This window comes from Pseudodesulfovibrio piezophilus C1TLV30 (assembly GCF_000341895.1).
GTDB classification, from domain to species: Bacteria; Desulfobacterota; Desulfovibrionia; order Desulfovibrionales; family Desulfovibrionaceae; genus Pseudodesulfovibrio; species Pseudodesulfovibrio piezophilus.
Map to the genome: position 1 here is coordinate 73,357 of NC_020409.1, position 19,104 is coordinate 92,460.

The 19,104-nt window shown below is 44.0% G+C and carries 16 protein-coding genes and 1 tRNA gene; 1 reads left to right on the plus strand and 16 read right to left on the minus strand.

All coding sequences use genetic code 11. The annotated features are described in order from the left end of the window. Positions 1-14 precede the first annotated feature (14 nt). Positions 15-2,345, plus strand: a complete 2,331-nt coding sequence (locus BN4_RS00395) for an FAD-dependent oxidoreductase (protein WP_015413367.1) — start codon at positions 15-17, stop codon at positions 2,343-2,345. Between the two features lie 52 nt (positions 2,346-2,397). Here BN4_RS00395 and BN4_RS00400 read toward each other — a convergent pair whose 3' ends face one another. The 16 genes from BN4_RS00400 to BN4_RS00480 form a co-directional block, all read right to left on the minus strand. After that, positions 2,398-2,895 carry a DUF922 domain-containing Zn-dependent protease gene (locus BN4_RS00400; protein ID WP_157871220.1) on the minus strand — a complete coding sequence of 166 codons (498 nt, stop codon included), beginning with the start codon at positions 2,893-2,895 and terminating at the stop codon, positions 2,398-2,400. Positions 2,896-3,080: 185 nt separating this feature from the next. After that, positions 3,081-3,725: an HD domain-containing protein gene (locus BN4_RS00405; RefSeq protein ID WP_015413369.1), complete on the minus strand. Its 645-nt coding sequence runs from the start codon at positions 3,723-3,725 to the stop codon at positions 3,081-3,083. 332 nt (positions 3,726-4,057) lie between these two features. Next, a complete protein-coding gene (locus BN4_RS00410; RefSeq protein WP_162138606.1) occupies positions 4,058-5,107 on the minus strand; it encodes a tetratricopeptide repeat protein in 1,050 nt (349 codons plus the stop codon). Positions 5,108-5,220: 113 nt separating this feature from the next. Beyond that, entirely contained in the window at positions 5,221-5,883 is a 663-nt protein-coding gene (locus tag BN4_RS00415) for an energy transducer TonB (RefSeq protein WP_015413371.1), read from the minus strand. Then, entirely contained in the window at positions 5,883-6,293 is a 411-nt protein-coding gene (locus tag BN4_RS00420) for an ExbD/TolR family protein (RefSeq protein ID WP_015413372.1), read from the minus strand. The genes BN4_RS00415 and BN4_RS00420 overlap by 1 nt, the downstream gene beginning before the upstream one ends. Positions 6,294-6,297: 4 nt before the next feature. After that, on the minus strand, positions 6,298-6,930 hold the full coding sequence (locus tag BN4_RS00425) for a MotA/TolQ/ExbB proton channel family protein (protein WP_015413373.1): 633 nt from the start codon (positions 6,928-6,930) through the stop codon (positions 6,298-6,300). Beyond that, the gene (locus BN4_RS00430) at positions 6,917-8,344 is read right to left on the minus strand and encodes a MotA/TolQ/ExbB proton channel family protein (RefSeq protein ID WP_015413374.1); all 1,428 of its coding nucleotides are present in this window, start codon (positions 8,342-8,344) and stop codon (positions 6,917-6,919) included. Before BN4_RS00430 ends, BN4_RS00425 begins: the two co-directional genes overlap by 14 nt. Further along, complete coding sequence (locus tag BN4_RS00435) at positions 8,341-9,096, minus strand: DUF3450 domain-containing protein (protein ID WP_015413375.1); 756 nt, start codon at positions 9,094-9,096, stop codon at positions 8,341-8,343. Before BN4_RS00435 ends, BN4_RS00430 begins: the two co-directional genes overlap by 4 nt. Positions 9,097-9,523: 427 nt before the next feature. After that, positions 9,524-10,825, minus strand: a complete 1,302-nt coding sequence (locus BN4_RS00440) for a hypothetical protein (protein WP_015413376.1) — start codon at positions 10,823-10,825, stop codon at positions 9,524-9,526. Beyond that, the gene (locus BN4_RS00445; RefSeq protein ID WP_015413377.1) at positions 10,822-11,949 is read right to left on the minus strand and encodes a glycosyltransferase family 4 protein; all 1,128 of its coding nucleotides are present in this window, start codon (positions 11,947-11,949) and stop codon (positions 10,822-10,824) included. The genes BN4_RS00440 and BN4_RS00445 overlap by 4 nt, the downstream gene beginning before the upstream one ends. A 17-nt stretch (positions 11,950-11,966) precedes the next feature. Beyond that, positions 11,967-13,031 (minus strand): glycosyltransferase family 4 protein, encoded by a 1,065-nt coding sequence (locus BN4_RS00450; RefSeq protein WP_015413378.1) that lies wholly within the window; start codon positions 13,029-13,031, stop codon positions 11,967-11,969. Then, positions 13,021-13,824 carry a glycosyltransferase gene (locus BN4_RS00455; RefSeq protein WP_015413379.1) on the minus strand — a complete coding sequence of 268 codons (804 nt, stop codon included), beginning with the start codon at positions 13,822-13,824 and terminating at the stop codon, positions 13,021-13,023. The genes BN4_RS00450 and BN4_RS00455 overlap by 11 nt, the downstream gene beginning before the upstream one ends. Before the next feature lie 12 nt (positions 13,825-13,836). After that, positions 13,837-14,835: an O-antigen ligase family protein gene (locus BN4_RS00460; protein ID WP_157871222.1), complete on the minus strand. Its 999-nt coding sequence runs from the start codon at positions 14,833-14,835 to the stop codon at positions 13,837-13,839. 278 nt (positions 14,836-15,113) lie between these two features. Then, the gene (locus BN4_RS00465) at positions 15,114-16,388 is read right to left on the minus strand and encodes a lipopolysaccharide biosynthesis protein (RefSeq protein WP_015413382.1); all 1,275 of its coding nucleotides are present in this window, start codon (positions 16,386-16,388) and stop codon (positions 15,114-15,116) included. 623 nt (positions 16,389-17,011) lie between these two features. Continuing rightward, positions 17,012-17,098: transfer RNA gene (locus BN4_RS00470), tRNA-Leu, on the minus strand. A 278-nt stretch (positions 17,099-17,376) separates the two neighbouring features. Further along, positions 17,377-19,092, minus strand: coding sequence for a YcaO-like family protein (locus BN4_RS00480; RefSeq protein ID WP_015413383.1), 1,716 nt, complete (start codon positions 19,090-19,092; stop codon positions 17,377-17,379). Positions 19,093-19,104: the final 12 nt, after the last annotated feature.

Below are 19,104 nucleotides of genomic sequence, written 5' to 3' on the forward strand. Positions count from 1 at the left end.
AGACGGAGAATACAATGGCTAAAAGAACACAACACATAGACGGCTCTGAAGATGGTGTTCGCGTCGAATCGCGAATCCTTGAAGAGCGTATCCAGCGCGCAGTTAAAAATGGTGCGCGTAAGCTGGAGATTGATGCCATGGGCCAGCATGGCATCGGCGGTAGATTATGGATTTCCAAGGAAGATCCTATTTCCATCACTGTCACTGGCTCACCAGGGCAGCGTATTGGATCAAAGGGATTTCCCGGCACGACCATCGAAGTCATGGGAAGTATTTCCGATGATGTCGGATGGCTCAATGCCGGTGCCGAAATCATTGTGCATGGAGATGCGAGTAACGGTGCCTGCAACGCCATGGCTCAGGGCAAGGTCTTTATAGCCGGTAATATCGGTGCCCGTGGCATGACCATGACCAAAACAAACCCTCGATTTGCTCCTCCGGAACTCTGGGTTCTCGGGTCAACAGGTGATTATTTCGCCGAGTTCATGGCTGGTGGGACGACTGTCATTTGTGGACATGAGGCTCAAAATCCTAAAAATATTCTTGGCTACCGTCCGTGTGTCGGCATGGTTGGTGGACGGATTTTTGTTCGCGGCCCTATTGACGGGTTCTCCCAGGCTGATGCCATTATGGAACCCATCAATGATGAAACGTGGGCATGGCTGATTGAGAATATGGCCTCTTATCTCAAGAAAATAAAACGCTCCCGATTGTTAAAGAGATTGACCAGACGAGAGGAATGGCAACTCATCCGAGCTAAGACTCCGTATGAAAAGAAGGGGAAAGTTCGTCCTTCAATGTCGGATTTCCGCGCGAATGTGTGGGATGCAGAACTCGGTCGTGGGGGGATGATTGGAGATCTGACCGATCTTGATCGATCACCTATTCCACTTATTGTCCACGGAGATTTGCGTCGGAGTATTCCTGTTTGGGAAAATAGGAAGTATATGGCTCCCTGTCAGTCTAATTGTCCGACCGGTATGCCTGTTCAGGAACGGTGGCGGTTGGTGAGAGATGGTCTTGTTGATGAGGCCGTTGATCTTGCTTTAGGATATACGCCTTTTCCTGCTACAGTTTGCGGGTATCTTTGCCCGAATCTGTGCATGGAAGGGTGTACTCGCTCAACACAGCAGGGCATGGCCTCTGTGGATATTACCAAACTCGGTCGAGAGGGAAATAAATCCAAGGCGCCGAAATTGCCGGAGCTGTCAGGAAAGCGGGTTGCCGTCATTGGTGGCGGCCCGGCCGGGATATCTGTTGCATGGCAGATTCGCATGAAGGGACATGAAGCAGTTGTCTTTGACATGGCTGAAACCCTTGGTGGCAAGATTACCTCATCCATACCGTACAGCCGAGTACCTAAGGAAGTGGTTGAAGCAGAAGTTGAGCGGGCAGCCAAGGTTTTACCGCATGTTCATTTGCAGCAGGAACTCAAAGCCACCGAGTTTGCTGAACTCAAACAAGAGTATGACTACGTTATCCTTGCAACAGGCGCTCAGAAACCTCGCGTCATTCCTGTGCCGGGTCATGAGCGCATTTACCCAGCTTTGACATTCCTCAAGGATGCCAAGCAAGGAAAAGCGGATATCGGTAAAAAACTCGTGATTATTGGAGCTGGTAATGTTGGTTGTGATGTGGCCACTGTTGCTGCAGGCGTCGGTGCAGACGATATTACTCTGATTGATATTCAGGAGCCGGCTTCTTTTGGCAAGGAACGCAAGGAGGCTGAAGAGGTCGGAGCGCGGTTCAAGTGGCCCTGTTTCACCAAGGAAATTACCGAGAAAGGTGTATTGTTGCAGTCTGGTGAGTTGTTGGAGGCAGATACAGTCATCATGTCTATTGGTGATGCGCCTGACATCGACTTTTTGCCAAGCAATATTGCGCTGGATCGTGGGCATGTTGTGGTTAATGATGATTACCAGACGACAGATTCACAGGTCTTCGCCATTGGTGATGTGGTACGCCCCGGACTGCTGACGCATGCGATAGGTCATGGACGCCGAGCCGCAGAGGTCATTGATGACCTCTTTAATGGTCGTCGACCTATGACTGATACCAAGGATATGATTGACTATACTCGCATGACTCTTGAGTACTTTGACCCTCGGGTTATAGAATTCAGTGATATGAATCAGTGTGGAGCAGAGTGTTCCTCGTGTGGTTCATGTCGGGATTGCTATATTTGTGATACGGTTTGTCCGCAGGCGGCAATCTCTCGAACAGCTCTCGCCAATGGCGGGTTCGAACGTGTTGTTGATCCTGAAAAATGCATAGCCTGTGGGTTTTGCGCAAATTCCTGTCCCTGTGGTATCTGGGATATGAAGGCTCCTGCCCCCATGGAATAATTCCATATAGATTGTTTTGTAAAGGCGGTAAGATGTTGATCTTACCGCCTTTTTATTTAGGGCCGTGGTATTTGTGCTGTTCAAGACCGTGACGTGTGATCCGATCATATTCGGCCTGTGAATTTTTCATTTGTCTGATAATGAATCTGGCTCGATTCGTTATGATCTGTTTGGCATTGGAGCAGTTAATGCCTTTGAGCGCGCGAAGCTTTCTATCCAATTCATGGGCGGCTCGTTTTGAGATATTGCCATGAATCTTTTCATGAATTTCAAATTTTCTGACCTTTTCATTCCACCATGTCTGGGTTTGGCTGGACTGAGAGAGGCTGAGTTGAGGGTAGACATAGGTTAATGTTAGAAAAACCTTTACCTTGACGACAGAGCATCGTCCTGCCCGGTTTCCCCATGTATATTGGTATTTAATGTCCGTTTGAGTATAGGCAGGGTAGTAGTTTTGACCTTTTTTGTGAGGTGAGTTCTTTCGAAGACTCTGAGTGATGGCTTTTTTCCCTGTTCCATGAACGGGATAATATTCAGTTTTTTCACTCAATATGACCTCTGCAAAAGCAGGTTGGCTGCAGATCAGTATCAGGATTCCCAAGAAGAGGGCTTGGAGATTTTTTCCTTTTCGGAGGGTATACATAAAATTATTTCACACCAAAGGGCATGAAATAGCAATAAAGAAGGGCTGTTTTCAGAGTTGAGCAGCCTTGATAGTCAAGATAATAATCTTGGTTACATCGTATTGCAGACAGAACTGTCTTTTTTATTTCGATGTATTTGTCCGCCTGCAACCCTCATAAATTCCCGTTTCCGTCTTTCTAATTCTTGATAAGCCAATTCCCTTGATATGTCGGAATAGAGAAAACCGTCGCTGGAAATTTGTTTGGAAAGTTTGTGGTAGAGAAAGTCAGGATCAATCTCAAAGCGTTCAACGTCCGCATCAAAGCCGGTTTTTGAAAATCTCCACAGCTTGTCGGCATCTCGTACAAGCCCTTCGTCATTCGAGATGAACCCTTTACGAGTATCATGCTCAGCAATAATCTCGAGAATTTCTTGAACCCAGAGCGGTGTGTAGTCCAAGCTTTCCAGTATGCTTTTTGCTATGATAACGCCTTCTTCCTGATGCCGCAATCTGACGATCATCTCTTCTTCCGGAGTTGCGTCCGGCTTGAAAACAACCATCCATTCTTCACGAGCCAATCTGCTCCACCCTGTATCGTGCAAGATGATTGCGGGGAGAACCACATCGGGATTTCCTCCTTCAAGGTCCACAAGCTGTTTTGCGTATTCAAGGGTAATGAAGGCGTGCCCTGCATCATCACGTTTATCTTGGAAGGGGAGGGCGGTATTCCAGATGGCGGTATGTACTTTTTTCATGGTCAACGAAAGCTAGGTTGGATTATTTTATGACTAATATTAATTATTTCAATATGATAGATGCAAAGAATAATGTATTGTGTGTGAAAGATCAGAAACAAATAAATTGGATAAGTTGTCGTGTCAATCTTTGCTTCTTTCCACTCTTTAGACACATCGCCCGCAAGTCGCAGGCAAGCTCTCTGTTTTCTGGTAATGAGTACTTTTTACAGATTTAAGGCTTTATTGTGACGTATTAGAAGTAAAATAGGGGGATAGAGAATAGAAACAAGGGGAATGTTTTGACGAAGTAGACGAAACATTCCCTTGAGTGACGACTTGTATACAAGCTATTAATTCTCAATGCTTTGACGAGCTTCAACGATATCGTCAAGTACAGCTAAATAGGAATTGGTTTGATTACGAAATTGTTTGGTGCCAGCAATCCTTTTGAATTCCTGTCGGGCATGATCCCAGTCTCCACGTTCCCATGCACACAGGGCCAGGTAAAAATGCACTTCGGGAGATTTTTGACTTTCCTTTATTGAGCCGAGAACGCGTTCTGCCTCGTCAAACCGACGCGAATGAAAAAGGATTCGTGCTTTGGCCAAGGTTCCGGTTGTATTGGTACTGTATTTACTGGCGTAGTCCACGGCCTGCTCAACACGGCCGGCTGAAGCCAGAAGAGCAGCGACCTTAAGTGCGTTTTCCTGGCTAGGAGAAGCTCCGTATGCTCGTTGAAGGGTTTGGGCAGCCATGAGAGTTGCTCCTTGATAACGGTATATGGAAGCGAGCCGTTCAAGATCCTGTGTGGAATGGGTGCCTTGTCGGTAGGCTATTTCCAAAGAAGCTGCGGCTTTGGCGTATTCTTCTTTGTCGAGATATAGTTTAGCAAGCAACTTCCAGTAGTCCGATTCTTCGGGGCTGACACTCAGGAATGTTATGAGCATCGATTCGGCCTGTTTTTGCCGATGTGCTCCGAGAAGTGCATGAACGGCAAGCCGGACCCATTCCACTCGTGGAGAAGGTGATTCTTTGATGAGGAAAGTCATGACTCGAGCCGATTTATCAAACTTCTTACCCTGATAGTATGCTGAGCCTGCCTGATAGAGAAATTCTGGTTTTTTTTCTTTTTGCACGCGATAGGTTTTTTCCAGAAGCTTGCCGGCTTCGGTGAATTGCTTCAGTTCATAATAAACAATTCCGAGATTCAGATTGAGATATTCATTGTCAGGATAGAGAGTAAGGCCTTCTTGAAAAGGGAGTAGAGCCTGTTGCATTTTTTGGGCCTGATAAAGTGCTCCTCCTTGTGCAATGTAGACTTCGGCAGAGATCGTTTCCCGGGTGGTCTTACGATATTGCGCTATCAGTTCTGCTGCCTCGACATACTGTTTTTTATCCATCAGTATTTCAGCTTGGACAAGTGTCTGGCGCGCTTCCGGGGGGATTTTTGCTTCACTCTGGGAAGGCGTGAGGATCCATAAAGTTATAAAAATTATTGTTATTATTAAGTATTTCATTGTGTCAGCTCAAAATTGAAAGGAAGAAGAACCCAGGTATCTACAGCCTGTCCCTTGTAGTGGCCAGGTTTGAATTTCCATCGCTTGGCAGCTTTGAGTGCGGCTTTGTCGAATATACCGTTTGGTTCAGATGATTGAACAGTCAAGTTTGTTGGTGCTCCGTTGCTAAGAACCAGCATACGCACAACGACGCGTCCTTCTATGTGATTCCTTTTGGCGTTGTATGGGTACTCCGGGGTCACCTGCCGAAGAACCTGTGGAACCTCATCAACTTCATCCATATTGAAACCGACTCCGCCCAAATTGCTCACGGGGAGAGCTATTTCACCGTCAAGTGAAGGGTGCATATCTGCGCTGAACTGCGGGACATTGAAGCTGAGAAGAGGTTTGCTTGTATTGCTTTTGGGTTTTGATGACATTGTTTTTGGCAAACGTTCCGGTGGCTTTTGTTCTTTGATTTCCTTGTTGCGTTCGAGGGGGGCGACCTGTCTCTCTTGTTGTTCCGCAGCAATGCGTATAGCTCCTTTGACAACGGAGAAATCTCCTGATGGCTCTGTGCCATTAAGCAGAAGGACACCCACATAGATTAATCCGACAATCATGACCGCAACCATGCTTGCGGCGAGGTAATCGCCTGATCCACGGGCTCTCAGTATCATTATATTTTCCTTGCCGCGATACTGATATTCTTCACACCGGCGAGTCGGCACTGATCAAGGACCTGAACAGTTGCGCCGGTCATGCTTTGCTTGTCAGCGACAATGACGACAGCCCCCTCTGGTGTTTCTGCCAGAAATCGTTCCATGTAAGCTCGAACTGATCGAATATCCAGTGCTCTGCCTTCGACAAAGATGTGACCATCGGCAGTGAGTCCTAGAATGACATTGGCTTTTTCCTTGGTTTCAGCAGACTGGGCAGATGGGCGTTGCACATCAACACCAGCCTCACGCACAAAGCTTGTGGTCACTATGAAGAATATGAGCAGAATGAAAACCATATCAATTAATGGTGTCATGTTGATGTCACTTCTGCGGGAGCGTCCATTGCGCATGGACCGAATGCTTTTCATGATGCTATCCCTCTCTTCTCCTCATGAATCCGTCAGTATGCTCTTGCAACGCAATGCAGAAAAGTTCAATGCGGCCTTTGAGCTTTTCGGCACGTCTAAATAACAATCCACCCATGATAAGCCCTGGAACGGCAACAACAAGACCGCTCTGCGTCGTGATTAAAGCTTCTGATATACCGGAAGCGAGTGCCCGTGCGTTTCCGGTTCCGAATTGAGCAATGACATCGAAAGTGGAAATCATGCCCGTTACAGTACCAAGGAGACCCAGAAGGGGAGCTATGGCGGCAAGAATGAGAATGGTGCCGATGTGACGCATGACTTTGGACTCCTGGCGCATGCGGAGAACCCCGAGAGTTTCTCGATTCAGATCAGGGTCGTCACACCTGTCTCGCATATAGTCTGCCAATATTTCTTTTTGCCAGACAGACAAATTCTGGTCGCCAGCTTCTTGCGTTTCCTGAAAGTAGTCCAGGCAGGCTTCAGCCGGGACTTCCTGTTTCCATTCACGAACAAAGCGGATCCCTTTGAGAATTGCCAAGGTCCACATAATCAAGGAGAGAATGATGAGTGGGTACATAATGTCCCCACCTGCCTGAAAATACCCGGCAAGACGTGAAGCAAGATCATGCAGCTGCATCGAGTTCCTCCTGTTTTTTCTTGATTTGTCCCTGTTTCATCAAAGCAACAGCAAAGCCGGTTCCCTTTTCTTCCATGTCTCCAATTATCTGATCCACGCGTCGCTCAAGGATATGGTGCAGAATCATGATGGGGACAGCGACAGCAAGCCCGAGTTGTGTCGTAACCAAAGCCTCGGAGATACCACCTGACATCATTCTTGGATCACCTGTTCCGTAAACAGTGATCACCTGAAATGTATTGATCATTCCTGTCACTGTTCCGAGAAGACCGAGCAGGGGAGCCACTGCTGCCAGAACATGAAGAGTGGGCAGAAAACGCTCCAAGGTTGGGAGTTCTTTAAGAAGACCTTCCTGGAATGCATTTTCTATTATTTCGCGGGTATTTCCCATGTATTGTAAAGTATGCCCTATGATACGGCATGTCGGGAATTTTCGTTTTTCACTGCAAAAAGCTTGGCACTGCTTCCATTTCCCTTCAGAAACCATGGTCAATATGGCTTTCATATTGCGCGTCGAATTGCCACGGATTCGGCTCAAGGTGTAGAATCGTTCCAAAATAAGGATGATGGCTACCACGCCGACAAGGATGATGGGCCAGACGAGTAATCCTCCGGCACTGAGCCACTCCATGACGCTTTTCTGTTCTTGAGCCAATCTGGTGAGAGCCGCACCATTTGATATATCGATGGGAAAGGCTGCGCTGGTCCCGTCAAAAAAAGCATTCATGGTGCTGGACATGGACCATCCTGGGTCACCTTTGACAGCGACAAGCGATTCCCCTCCGGCTGTGGGACGCAGAAAACCGAGCGATCCGTCCTGTTCGCGATACGCTGCTGAAAAAGTGCCTATTCGGATAATTTCGCCGGTGTGGTCCTGTCCATCTGTACCGATGTAGGCTCCTGTCCGTCGAATGACTGCTCCGGAAGCTTCCATTTCGTCCAGATAGAGGCTCAAAAGACGCTGAATACCAAGCAGTCCTGGAAAGGTGTCCGGGGTGAGGATTGTCTTTAGAATCGCACTCCGCTCTGGGAATTCGGGTGTTGTGAGGCTTTCATGAAAGTAGTCGCGCGCCTGCTTCCCTGCTGTTCTGATCGTTCCATCAATGGTTTTGAGTTCGTGAGCCTGCTGTTCAAGGTCTTCTTTGAGTTGGGTTTCTTTTTTTAAAAGTTCATCGTAGCGCTGCTTAAGATTGGCAAAACGTTTCTTTTTATCAGCTATCCGGTGTTCCAGGACTTTTTTGTCAGCGACGACAAGCTTTTTCTCGTTTGCAAGTATGGATCTTGTTTCTTGAGCATTATGCTCAGCTTGCGCCACCATAGCGTTGATGCTCTGGGCGGTTTTTTGCCAGTTTTGAGCATATGCAATTGAAGCAAAGAGAGTCATTATCAGTAAAGTCAAGAAAATGCGTTTCATTGTACAGCCTCCACAGGCAAAGTGATCAATTCAACTGATCTTTGTCGGGATGCCATTTCCCTGGCTCGAGAGAGATCTGTTGAGTATGTGGCATCAAGAGGTTGCCATGTGCTCGTCTGTCGATTCCAGACTCCGGCGGAAGATCCGTCTGCTGTTTGGTAGAACAGTGCAGTTCGGCCAAGACGGAAAATAGATACTCGCGTCGGGATGCCATCTACCAGCATTTCTTCATTGGTGGATGCGACATTTCGGTCGTATTCCATCTCAACCTGAAGGGCTTCGAAGACACGGCGGAGTTTTTCGCTAAGAGAAAGATGATAATCGTCCAGGGATTCATGGAGGAATCGGATACGGTTGTTACGTTCTTCACTCAAGAAGGGGAGATCCTGAGCGACAAATTGTTCCAAGCGATTCACAATGGTTTCAAGAAAAGGTTCCAGTTCCATACTGATCCGTTTGGCTTCTTCTTTTCTTCTTTGCAATTCTGCAATAACAGTTTCTTGCTTCTGTATGTATTTGGCATATTTTGTGTTTTGAAACTCAAGCCAAGAATCCATTGCTTTGAGGTCTCTGATTTCAGAAGAGACTTCCTCTTTTTTGTCAGACCAGTTTTGATACTGGTTTTGGCTGGCTGCTTCTTCAGTTATGGCACGGGTTGCCCGCGCATGAATATCTTTGGCCTGGTCATTTGCAGATGCGTGTGTTGACCAAGTAAAAAAACAAGCCATGCAAATGGCAATTGTTTTCAGCATCTCGTTTCTTCCTTCTCCCATTTTGGGGGATTTTTAAAATATGTTAATAAATTCTTTTATATCAGCACTATAAAGTTTAATAATATAAATTTATAAACGAAATTGAATATCATTTTCAAATAATAAATAGGATAATCTCACAATGTGATTCGTGAAAGATCATGTATTGCCTTATTCCCTTTCGGAGAGAGTCTGTGAGTAAGCGGGTGTGGCGGATGACAGTGAAAATCATTTTCAACTGAAAGTCAATAAGGGGACGACGAGTTCTTTGAGGAGGGAGTATATTTGTGCTGCTTTTCAATTTTGTGCCAGGGGGAAGTGGCAGTTCGTGTGGTCAATTTTCAAAGTCTGCCCAAGGGCACCTCATCTATTGTACCTGCCAAAGAACAAGAAGTGTTGGAGTCTGCATTCAATACTAACCTTCTAATTAATATATGAAATCAGCACCATGGGTGACACGTTTGTGCAGCATTAGGAGCCATGCTTTCATGGTGTCCACATCTTCAGGTGAAGTGAGTTTTTCCGATATAGGCACGTCATCATTTGTAGGGATGGACTTGAGTGAGGAATATCCACCTGTATCCCGCATTTCTTGCATGAGTGAGATGCTGCAGTCTTCTATACTCCTTATCACTTTTGCATCAATTGGGTTTCTTTGTGCAGGATGACTGCCTACATACGGATAGACGCCCTCTGTAACGTTCTTGCTCGATATGACCTTCCAACCGAATTGAGTCACGGGTTCTTCTGCAAGCAGGTTCATGGTTGCATTCGTCAGTTTTAAACAATCAGTTTTACAGCTTTCCAGCACGGCATTATCATCCAAGTGGACAGTTGTGGCTGGAGTTGCTTTTAAAAATTGACTGTCAATATCTATAGCATAGCTGTTGCATTTTGTTGCAGCCGTGGGAAAGTAAACATTCCCTATTAGATCAATAGCTCCTGGCTGAAGAACTGTCTGGCTGGTGTCCAGATGTGTCGCTCGCAGGCCTGGGCCGACGATCACATTGTTAATAAAACTCACTCGGTTTCCCGTTAATAGACGAGGGCTTCGGTATTCAGCCCCTGCCAGAACCGAGCCGACAATGATGACACGTTTGACGGTTCCGCCTAGAAGGATATTCATGGAATGGCTCCCTTTGGGGTGCCCTCCTGTTACGAGTGGTTGAGCAATCAGCGATCTGACGATTTTGATGTGATCGGTTAACCCTTGAATTCCGATATTCTCGTCTACAGCCCAGCCGACACTGACGTTATGAAGTAAAATGTTATTTCTTTGTATATTTTTGCTAGGGGAGCCGTAAATGGATATCCCATCTCGATTTTCGGCGATCTGGGGGTCATTTGAACTTCCGGGATATATTGCGACATGACTGACGACAATGTCACTAGCGCGAATATGGAGACTCCCGTTATGGATGATTATTCCGGGAGAAGGAGCGGTCTCACCTGCAATTGTGGTTTTGTCATGTGTTATTATCAAGTCTGATTTGAGGAGGATGGTGCCGGATTCCTCAAAAACAATTATTTTAGGGCCGTCCTTTTCCAATGCTTCGCGTAAGGTTCCCGGGCCATCATCATCGAGAGAAGTAACATGGATAATATTGCTCCCGGTGACAAGTCCTCCACTCACGGTAAAATCATCGACTTCAACAGCTGACGCTATTGTGCAGGGGAAAAAATAAAGTAAAAAAGCATAAATAAGGAGGGGGAAGCGTGAAAGCATCATGACATTTCCTTAAGTTGAGAAAATTCAGAATCAATATATGAATCAATTGAATGTTTTTTCTTGATAAAAGCTCTGCCTTTTTGTGCAACCTGGTCACTTTCTGGCTGAGAATATGTATACTCAATGCATCTTTGTATATCATCGACAGTATAGCCTTGCATCAGGTAGCCCGTTTCATTGTGTGAAATTAAGTCCGCAATGCCAGAAGTGGGGGTGCCCATGCAGACCATCCCCGCAGACATGGCCTCAATCAGAACCTTTGGAAGCCCTTCGTGAAAACTCGGAAGTGCAAAATATCTGTGTGTCTTGAACACTTCGGCTATTTCTTCATTTGTCATGAATTGTCTATGTTCAATAGTCCCTTTGCTTTGTGCTACCAAATCGGTCACTTTTTGCTCCAAGCTGCCCCTGCCGATAATAAGCAGTTTTTTTCCAGTGTTCATGACTGCCTCTATTAAAGCGATTATATTTTTGCCTGTCTCCAATCGGCCAACAAAGACAATCGCCTCTTTGCGATTTATATTGGGATCAGGTCTAAATCTCTCTGTATTTACGTAGGTTGGAGCTATAAAAATTTTAGCTGAATTCATTATTTTGAGTCGCGCCAAAGATTTTTTCCCATTTGGAGTGGTCACGGATATCAAGCTCGCAAAATTGGTCGCTATTAGTTCTAAGGTGAGAGCAAGAGCCCCCTTGAAATAGTCTCCATTTTTAAAGCAACGACGGGAGAGAATATACCCCGAGCGCAAAAAGAATATCCCACCGAAGAAGATTGCAATCAGTGCGGACCAAGACCCGTTAATCTGGTTCGTTTTACATATAACTCGGCGACCACCAGTCGCTTCTCGAATTTTTCGGATGTTGAATGAATATCTGATATGATCCATGCCAGACAGTAGCTCCCTCTCTGGAGTTACAAAAAAAACTTTCTTCTTAATATCAGATGGAAGTTCCATTTGATCAAGAGACAAATGGTCATCTGGGCAATAAGAAAAGAGAGTCAAAGTATCGATAAGATTTCTTTGCAGATATTCAAAGTAGAGTTCGAATTCTCTTTTGGCGATACCTTCACTTATCCATTTTTTGAGAGAGCCTTTGCACGTCATGAATAATACGAGATTCATGGGATATATCCTTCTTTTTACACCATGCCGGTGACATGAATTATTGAATCAACTGTTTGATCCCAATCGTCAAACCGATCAAGCGGAACGATATACTTTTCCATGTATGACAACGCATCTTGAATTTTGAGGATCAGGTCTTCTGGTGAATGGGGGTCGAAATAGTGAAAGTCCGGGAGTTGTAAATCCCTGTTGGCCTCAATGTCAGAAAGGAGAAGGGGAGTGCCGGCTTGTATAGCTTCAAGAATGGCATTTGACATGCCTTCATGCACAGAACAGTTTATATACAAAGATGCCGTTGATAAATGGTGGTATACCATCTGCCGACTCACTCCCCCGTGGAATTGGATTTTGGGTTTGATCGCTGACGTCATTAGCTGTGTTAAATGATGCATTTCATCTGACAAATCAGCACCACCGAGTATGTCTATCTTGATATTGGTGTCATCAATAAGGCGGGCTGCGTTAATGAGCACGGAATAATTTTTTTGGGCTGTAATTCTGCCCACGCATACGACTTTACATTTTTTTCTTGTTGCAAGGGGCATTTTGTGACTTTTATCAAGCCCATTCCTGATCAAATGGGAATGAACTCCAATTGATGCCAAATGACGTTGGATGCTTGGAGAGACTGAAATAACGGTGTCTGCATAGTTGCAAAACCGTTCAGTTAACTGCATGGCCAGGCGAATCGCCGGCGGCCATTTTTTGAGGGTATGATCGACAGATCCGCTGCGTAAGTGAATCTTCACTTTCTTCCAGAATATCACTTTAAAGAATGGGATGAGTATGGAAAAATTAGTTCCTAATATAAAAATATGGTCATATTTTTTTTTAAGATGTTGTTTTATACTTGAAATAATATAGTTCAGCTTGTCAGTCTTTAATGCATGTGTGGGCATGACTGAAATTGTTTTCAACCCTTTGAGTCTTTTGCCTTTGAATGGGTGGAGAGTGAGTACATCAATCTCAAGAATATGAGCAGCGCGGTAAATGAACTGGTCAGAGAATTTTTCTATTCCCCCTTCATAGCCAAATATGCCCCGGGGTCCTACTATCAATATCTTTTGTTTATCTGCCATGACCCAACGCTCTTCGTACTGTTCGAACCCAGTTAGGGAGTATCAAAAGAGACAGGTAGCGGATCATTATGACGATAAGATTTTGATCATTTTCTGTTTGTGCATGATGCAGTAGTCGACCTGCCATCGAGTGCAGAATCTGTCGCTTTCTTTTTTTTACTGTTATCGATTGGTTATGATAAACTCGTGTTAACAGGTTCTTAGGTATGCAGCCAAAACGCAATCCACTTCGTGAAGCTCTCAGATACAGGTCATAGTCCTGTGCAAAAAAGAATGAGTTGTTGTAGAAACCGATCCTTTTGAATGATGAAAATCTAAAAGCAACAGTTGAATGGACAATGAAATTCTTCTTAAGTAATAACTTCTTTATATCAGAGTCATGCGTTGGCCCTTCAATAAGCCATTTTTTCGAAGATCCTTCGAGGATCCCTTCAGCATAGGAATATACAATATCGCACGATTGATTATTATTAAAGAAATCAAGAATGCATCCTAGTCTGTCATGCTTTGGTATATCATCGTCGTCATTTCTAACTATATACTGCCCAGATGAAGCTTGAATTGCATTGTTGGCACATATTGCCGGGCCAAGAGTGCTGCTATTCTCTATTAAAACCATCCTTTTCTCATTGAGAATACTGCTGGGAAGGATTTGTGAGAAGGAAAGAGAAGGGTTATCGAGCGTGAGGATTATTTCAATGTCATGGTTTGAACTGAGGTATATCTCTAGTACTTCAATGAGTTTATTTGAGTGGCCAAGTGTGTTGGTTACAATTGAAAATAATTTTTTCATATGAAATTATTCCTATGCTTCTTTACTGTCGCTTGAAATATTACTTACCACTAATTGAAATAACGGTATAAAGTACCATATTATAAAATCACTTTGTAGTGGTCCATCATTGTGGAAGTATGCATGTACAATGTATGGAATGAAGATCATAAGTATATATAAATGACGTATCAGCGTTCTGAATACATAAAATGCGACCGGGAGTATTAGGATTCCGTATTTGTGCAGGATGTTGAGGTAATAATTGTGTACGGCATTAACGAGTATTGACTGGGCATTCTCAAATTGTGATATCTGTGACCAAAATTTGCTGGCATAATTGACACTTGAAAAGTTTAAACCATACCCAAACGGGTTATATCGAAAGAGGAGCCAACCATACGCTCTTAAAACTTCTCTTCCTTGTGATGACTTGTCCCCGACTCTTAATGCACGGATTTCGTAGCCCTTAAAATATCCATATACGGCATTGTAATTTTCACACAAAACAAACAGCAGGGGTATTGTGAGTGTGCCAACCAGGAGAGTTAAAAGGGGTCTTGCGAAGAAGAGCGCAACAAGTATGAATATTCCAAATCCTAATAAAGGGGAACGATTGCCCGAAGCCACCGCAAAGATGATCATGACTGTTAAGGGCTTCAAGGCTATCCTGAACATGTGTTTGTTTTGATAATTATCTGCAGCGAGTAATCTCAACGAGGTCCAAACTGCAAAGCCGTAGCAGACTTGGGTGGCCAAGTGTACAGGGGTTAATGACAATCCAAATGCACGACTTCGTTCTGTAAGATATACGACGTCTATAAAATTTTGATATTGTTGAAGATATTCTCTTATGTTCCATGCAAAATCAACATGAGCAAATTGGAAGAGTGCTAAAATTCCTGATGCGAATACTGTCATTAAAAAAGATTTCCCCAACCTCTTTGGGCCAATTATATTTAAGAGGAAATACCCACAACACACGCCTATTACAGCCTGGATATGGATTTCGATTATTTGTTCTACAATCATTCCAATGTCCTGACCATTGATGAAACTCAGCACACAACCAAGTAAAGCTGTATAAAAAATTATGATAAAGATACCGAACAAATCATGTATTGCTTTGCTTAGAAGATGGGGTTGGACAAATAAACAGAGGAGAAATATAAAAATAACCAGAAAAGCACGAGCAGGAATATTCCAAATCATAAACCGTACAAGAGCAATTGACAAAAAGAAGAGTAATATTGTTAGAAAGTATACAAATTTTCCAAAAATACCATTTTGTATAGACTGCAATTGCATTACTATACCAGCTTCTTTTCAATAATAGTGAATTGGCTATGCCGTAGCCATGATAAAATGCTTATCGTCCCGAGGTGTCTAATGGGATAATGTGATGCACATATGATAAATGCCCACTCAGCAGGAACTATTGGGGCTATACCAAACAGTATGAGGCAAAAAATACTGATGAGGGCATTGGATACAAGTAGGTGCCATGATTTTGTAACTTTATTCAAGCCATAGGACTGAGAATAGATTGTATCCGCTAAAGCTATTCCGTAGGATATAAACATAATATATACAACAGGTTCTACTTTTACAAAAGAACTTGATAGATAGTTATGAGTATATAAATATTTAAATCCGATAGATAAAATAATACCCAAAAAAGTAAACGCAACAGTTGCTAGTTGTATAAGCTTATTATTCGGAAGAGCTTTTACATAGCTCTTGTAGTATATATAAAATGCTGGTTTTAATCCATTGTATATAAACCGGCCAGTAGAAAATGCCAATGTATACATACCTAAGCTTTCAAGCCCAAAAAAGTGACCTATTATAAGTTTATCTACGTGTTCCAAGGAGCTTGGGAGCCAATTTGCCAAGCTTAGAATCAGGGATTCTTTTGATGTCTTATGTTTTACAAGTACTAATGGATTTGCTGCTGTAATACCTGCACTAAGTATAAATTTTGAGTAGTATTTCAAAAAGTACCCAATATTGAAGAGTCCCATTGTTGCCAGTTGCACAGTCATAGAGTAAAAAACAGATTGGTAATAGTGCATTGAAATGAGAAATAGAACTACTGAGAAGCTGTATTTTGCAAGTGTTAAAAACGCAAGTCGTTGGAATTTACAAGTAGCTTGTAGGTAGGAAAGATATAGTTCCGTTGGATATATAATACATCCAAATAGAGCCGCCATCAGCATTTCTTTGCTAATAAAATTGTTTCCGGAGTCTTGGCTAATCCAGATTAGGAAGAGAATGGATGTTACACAGAGCATCCCATAAAGTCGCAAGTAAAAGATTGATGCAACAGCCTCTTTCTCTTCAGAAACATATGATCGTATCACGATCTTGGAACTTTCAAGAAAGGAAAAGAGCCCGATGAGACCATAATAGGACATTATCAATCGGTACTCACCGACGGATTCAATTTCATAGAAAGAAGTAAGGATTATGATTACTGCATAGTTAACTAATCCCGGTAATGATGAGGCCAGTATTGCCATTGGAGCATTCGCTATAAAATAGGAAAGCTCCTTTTTATATTTTTTTATATAGTGATTTACCATTCATCTATTTTTTTTACTGAGGAAATTTGTTATTCTACTCATGGTGAATCATACTTGCATGGCTTTATTCGCAATAGAAACCGCGGATCAAAACAATAAAATTCCTGACTTCAATTCTAAGAAAAGCCCTCTCTTTTTCTCAATATTTCAGCGTATCTTTTCGTATTGCTCACCATAAAGATGTAAACAATGCATTCTATTTGTAGGTGAGGAGGTTGAGTTGATGCATAGAAGGAGCCTTCCAAAGTTTTCCGAACGTTCGACTTTGGAGTGGCAAAGTATGGGATAAAACATTGTGTGTGATCTCGTGGCCTTTTGTTGGGAAGAGTCTACCTGATAAGCGTTTCGAACTAATCAATTCTGGTATGGAAGAAATGTGCCGGAATTAATCTTTTCAGATAACAGTCTTATATTACAGTAAATATATCAACATTAAAAGTATGGAATGGGAATGTGTCTGATTCTCCCAGACGCCTAGAGAGTTTGTTTGTCCTGTTTTCCCGGACTGTTGTTTTTTTGTTGAGCTGCTCATTTATGCAAAGAGACTAGCGAGTATTCCTGCGTTGTATAAGGTACACCAAAAGAAAAAGGCCTTGGAGAAACTCTCCAAGGCCTTTTTCTTTTGGTACCTGGGGCGGGATTTGAACCCGCACGTCCTTGCGAACAAGGGATTTTAAGTCCCTGGTGTCTACCAGTTCCACCACCCAGGCGAGGGATATTGTCAGTATCCTGCAATGCGGCGGACAGTCAATATATTTTGAGAAGGTATTCAGTAAAAAGGGCATATCCGGGGAGGTGGATATGCCCTTAGAGAGTACGCCAAGTACAGGGGATGGAGTCACTCTGACTGAGAATGGTGATGGTCAGATGACGCGGCACTTGGTGTACATGAACACTTTGCCAGAAAATCATCCAATATGATTACACCACCGTCAAAAGAGACTCTATCAATTATACGCAAACAAATATGAAGAAGTGTCAAGTTCGATTACCTGCTAGAATCCGCACGATGTGTGTCTTCAGGGAACATTTTCATATAGTTTTTGAAAAGTCTTGAGCTGACACGTGAATAGTGGTCAAAGTCGGAGATGAGTTCCAGGCCCGGAACGAGGGCGCGTGTAACCGGAATATTCAGATCCTTCCGTGTCAGATCAACATAGGCTGGATTGTACCTGTTGGATATCAGGGTCTTTTCCAAAATCATCAAATCACCTTCTGCGCTCCCTGTAGAGTAATTGGGTAGGTCTTCAAGTTGTCTGGTCTCAAGTCCTTCTGGGGCGGGGCCACTTGAGGGGCCTGGGTAGGGGTAGGCGGTTTCCGTCATGGCGGATATCAGCGCTGATTTTCCATTGAGGTCACAGCCGGATCCCTTATTGACATCGCCCAATTTTCCCAACACGACTGATTTATAACATGGGATGCCTAGCTCGGAAGTCACGTCAAGAAACCAGATGTCTATTCCATCATCTTTATAAGCTTGAAGAAGACGTGCGATTTCTGGGTCTTTTGATTCAACTCTGAAGCAACGTTTTGGATCGAAGAGGACAGTGGCGTCACAATCGCGTTCAATAACCTCTGTCAGTGCGGCGACCTTTGCCTCCGCTATGGTGTTGCCTGACGCCAGTCCCGTTGAGCCAAGGGCTGAAAACAAGCTTTGCTCGTCAAGATTGCAGAAGAGAAAAATGCACTGTGCAGGAATGAGTATCGGGTTCAGATTTCCTTTTCCATCAGGAGCCTGCCCTTCAAGCCAGTTGAGTTTTTGACCGGTATAGGGGACTTCAAGTCTTATGTCGTTAGGGTTGATCGCATGAGTCTTGAGTGTCTCATAGGCTGCATATGTCATGGGGTATGTTTTTTTGTAGCCTAATACACCGTTCGCTCCGAAAGAGGCGTAGGAGGAAAACCGTTCAGCTAACTCCATTGCATACGACGCCTCAGCGCTTTGTTGAATCAGCCCGCGACCATAGCATGTTTGAATACCTTCCAGTGAGTTGGCAAGTCTCCCATTGCTGCTACGAATCTTGACCATCCAGTGACGCAGGCGGGCAATTGGTGAAAGAGATGCCTTATGCTCCATGGCTGGGCCTAAAAAGGCGTCGGCTTTTTCGAGAACCGACAAGGCGAAGTCAATGGTCTCTTGCAAAGGACGCCGGGCTTGAGCCGGGGGAAATTCCTTTTTGAGTTCATGATATGCCTCTTTGATTGTGTACCAGTGAGTAGAAAGATATTCTCTTTTTGTGAATATGGGGGGGATATCTAACTGAGCCGGAGCAGGGAGTGGTGTCATGTTAAAAATATTATCACCAAAGTGGGCAATCCACTGCTGGTGAAGTTTCTGGTCATGAAGAAGCATTGAGCGAATGTGGATGGCTGGTGTAAAATCCACAAGACGTTGAGGGTCAATCCCTGCGAACAGCCCGAGCAGTGGGCGTTGCCTTTCATGGCAGATGCAGGCCTCGTAAAGGATGGCTGCCATGATCGGGTCTGATTGCCCCTTGTCCTTCATGACTTGAATGATCAGTTTTTCAAGTTTCTTGGTCCTGAAATTTTTAAATCCCTGGAGCACGAATTCGTGCATGTAGTCATCGTAGGGGTGTTTGCGAAGGTAAGCCATCATTTCGTTGAAACTCAAATTGACGTCAGGGAGTGCCGCAAACATTCCAACACCAAAGTCAGTGTTCATCATCTGCAACTTATAGCGCATAAAAATTCTCTC

Bases quoted from the DNA above. Each gene is read 5' to 3' on its own strand.
- BN4_RS00395 (WP_015413367.1), top strand. From the start codon at position 15: ATGGCTAAAAGAACACAACACATAGACGGCTCTGAAGATGGTGTTCGC.
- BN4_RS00405 (WP_015413369.1), bottom strand. From the start codon at position 3,725: ATGAAAAAAGTACATACCGCCATCTGGAATACCGCCCTCCCCTTCCAA.
- BN4_RS00410 (WP_162138606.1), bottom strand. From the start codon at position 5,107: ATGGATAAAAAACAGTATGTCGAGGCAGCAGAACTGATAGCGCAATAT.
- BN4_RS00415 (WP_015413371.1), bottom strand. From the start codon at position 5,883: ATGATACTGAGAGCCCGTGGATCAGGCGATTACCTCGCCGCAAGCATG.
- BN4_RS00420 (WP_015413372.1), bottom strand. From the start codon at position 6,293: ATGAAAAGCATTCGGTCCATGCGCAATGGACGCTCCCGCAGAAGTGAC.
- BN4_RS00425 (WP_015413373.1), bottom strand. From the start codon at position 6,930: ATGCAGCTGCATGATCTTGCTTCACGTCTTGCCGGGTATTTTCAGGCA.
- BN4_RS00430 (WP_015413374.1), bottom strand. From the start codon at position 8,344: ATGAAACGCATTTTCTTGACTTTACTGATAATGACTCTCTTTGCTTCA.
- BN4_RS00435 (WP_015413375.1), bottom strand. From the start codon at position 9,096: ATGCTGAAAACAATTGCCATTTGCATGGCTTGTTTTTTTACTTGGTCA.
- BN4_RS00440 (WP_015413376.1), bottom strand. From the start codon at position 10,825: ATGATGCTTTCACGCTTCCCCCTCCTTATTTATGCTTTTTTACTTTAT.
- BN4_RS00445 (WP_015413377.1), bottom strand. From the start codon at position 11,949: ATGAATCTCGTATTATTCATGACGTGCAAAGGCTCTCTCAAAAAATGG.
- BN4_RS00450 (WP_015413378.1), bottom strand. From the start codon at position 13,031: ATGGCAGATAAACAAAAGATATTGATAGTAGGACCCCGGGGCATATTT.
- BN4_RS00455 (WP_015413379.1), bottom strand. From the start codon at position 13,824: ATGAAAAAATTATTTTCAATTGTAACCAACACACTTGGCCACTCAAAT.
- BN4_RS00460 (WP_157871222.1), bottom strand. From the start codon at position 14,835: ATGATTGTAGAACAAATAATCGAAATCCATATCCAGGCTGTAATAGGC.
- BN4_RS00465 (WP_015413382.1), bottom strand. From the start codon at position 16,388: ATGGTAAATCACTATATAAAAAAATATAAAAAGGAGCTTTCCTATTTT.
- BN4_RS00480 (WP_015413383.1), bottom strand. From the start codon at position 19,092: ATGCGCTATAAGTTGCAGATGATGAACACTGACTTTGGTGTTGGAATG.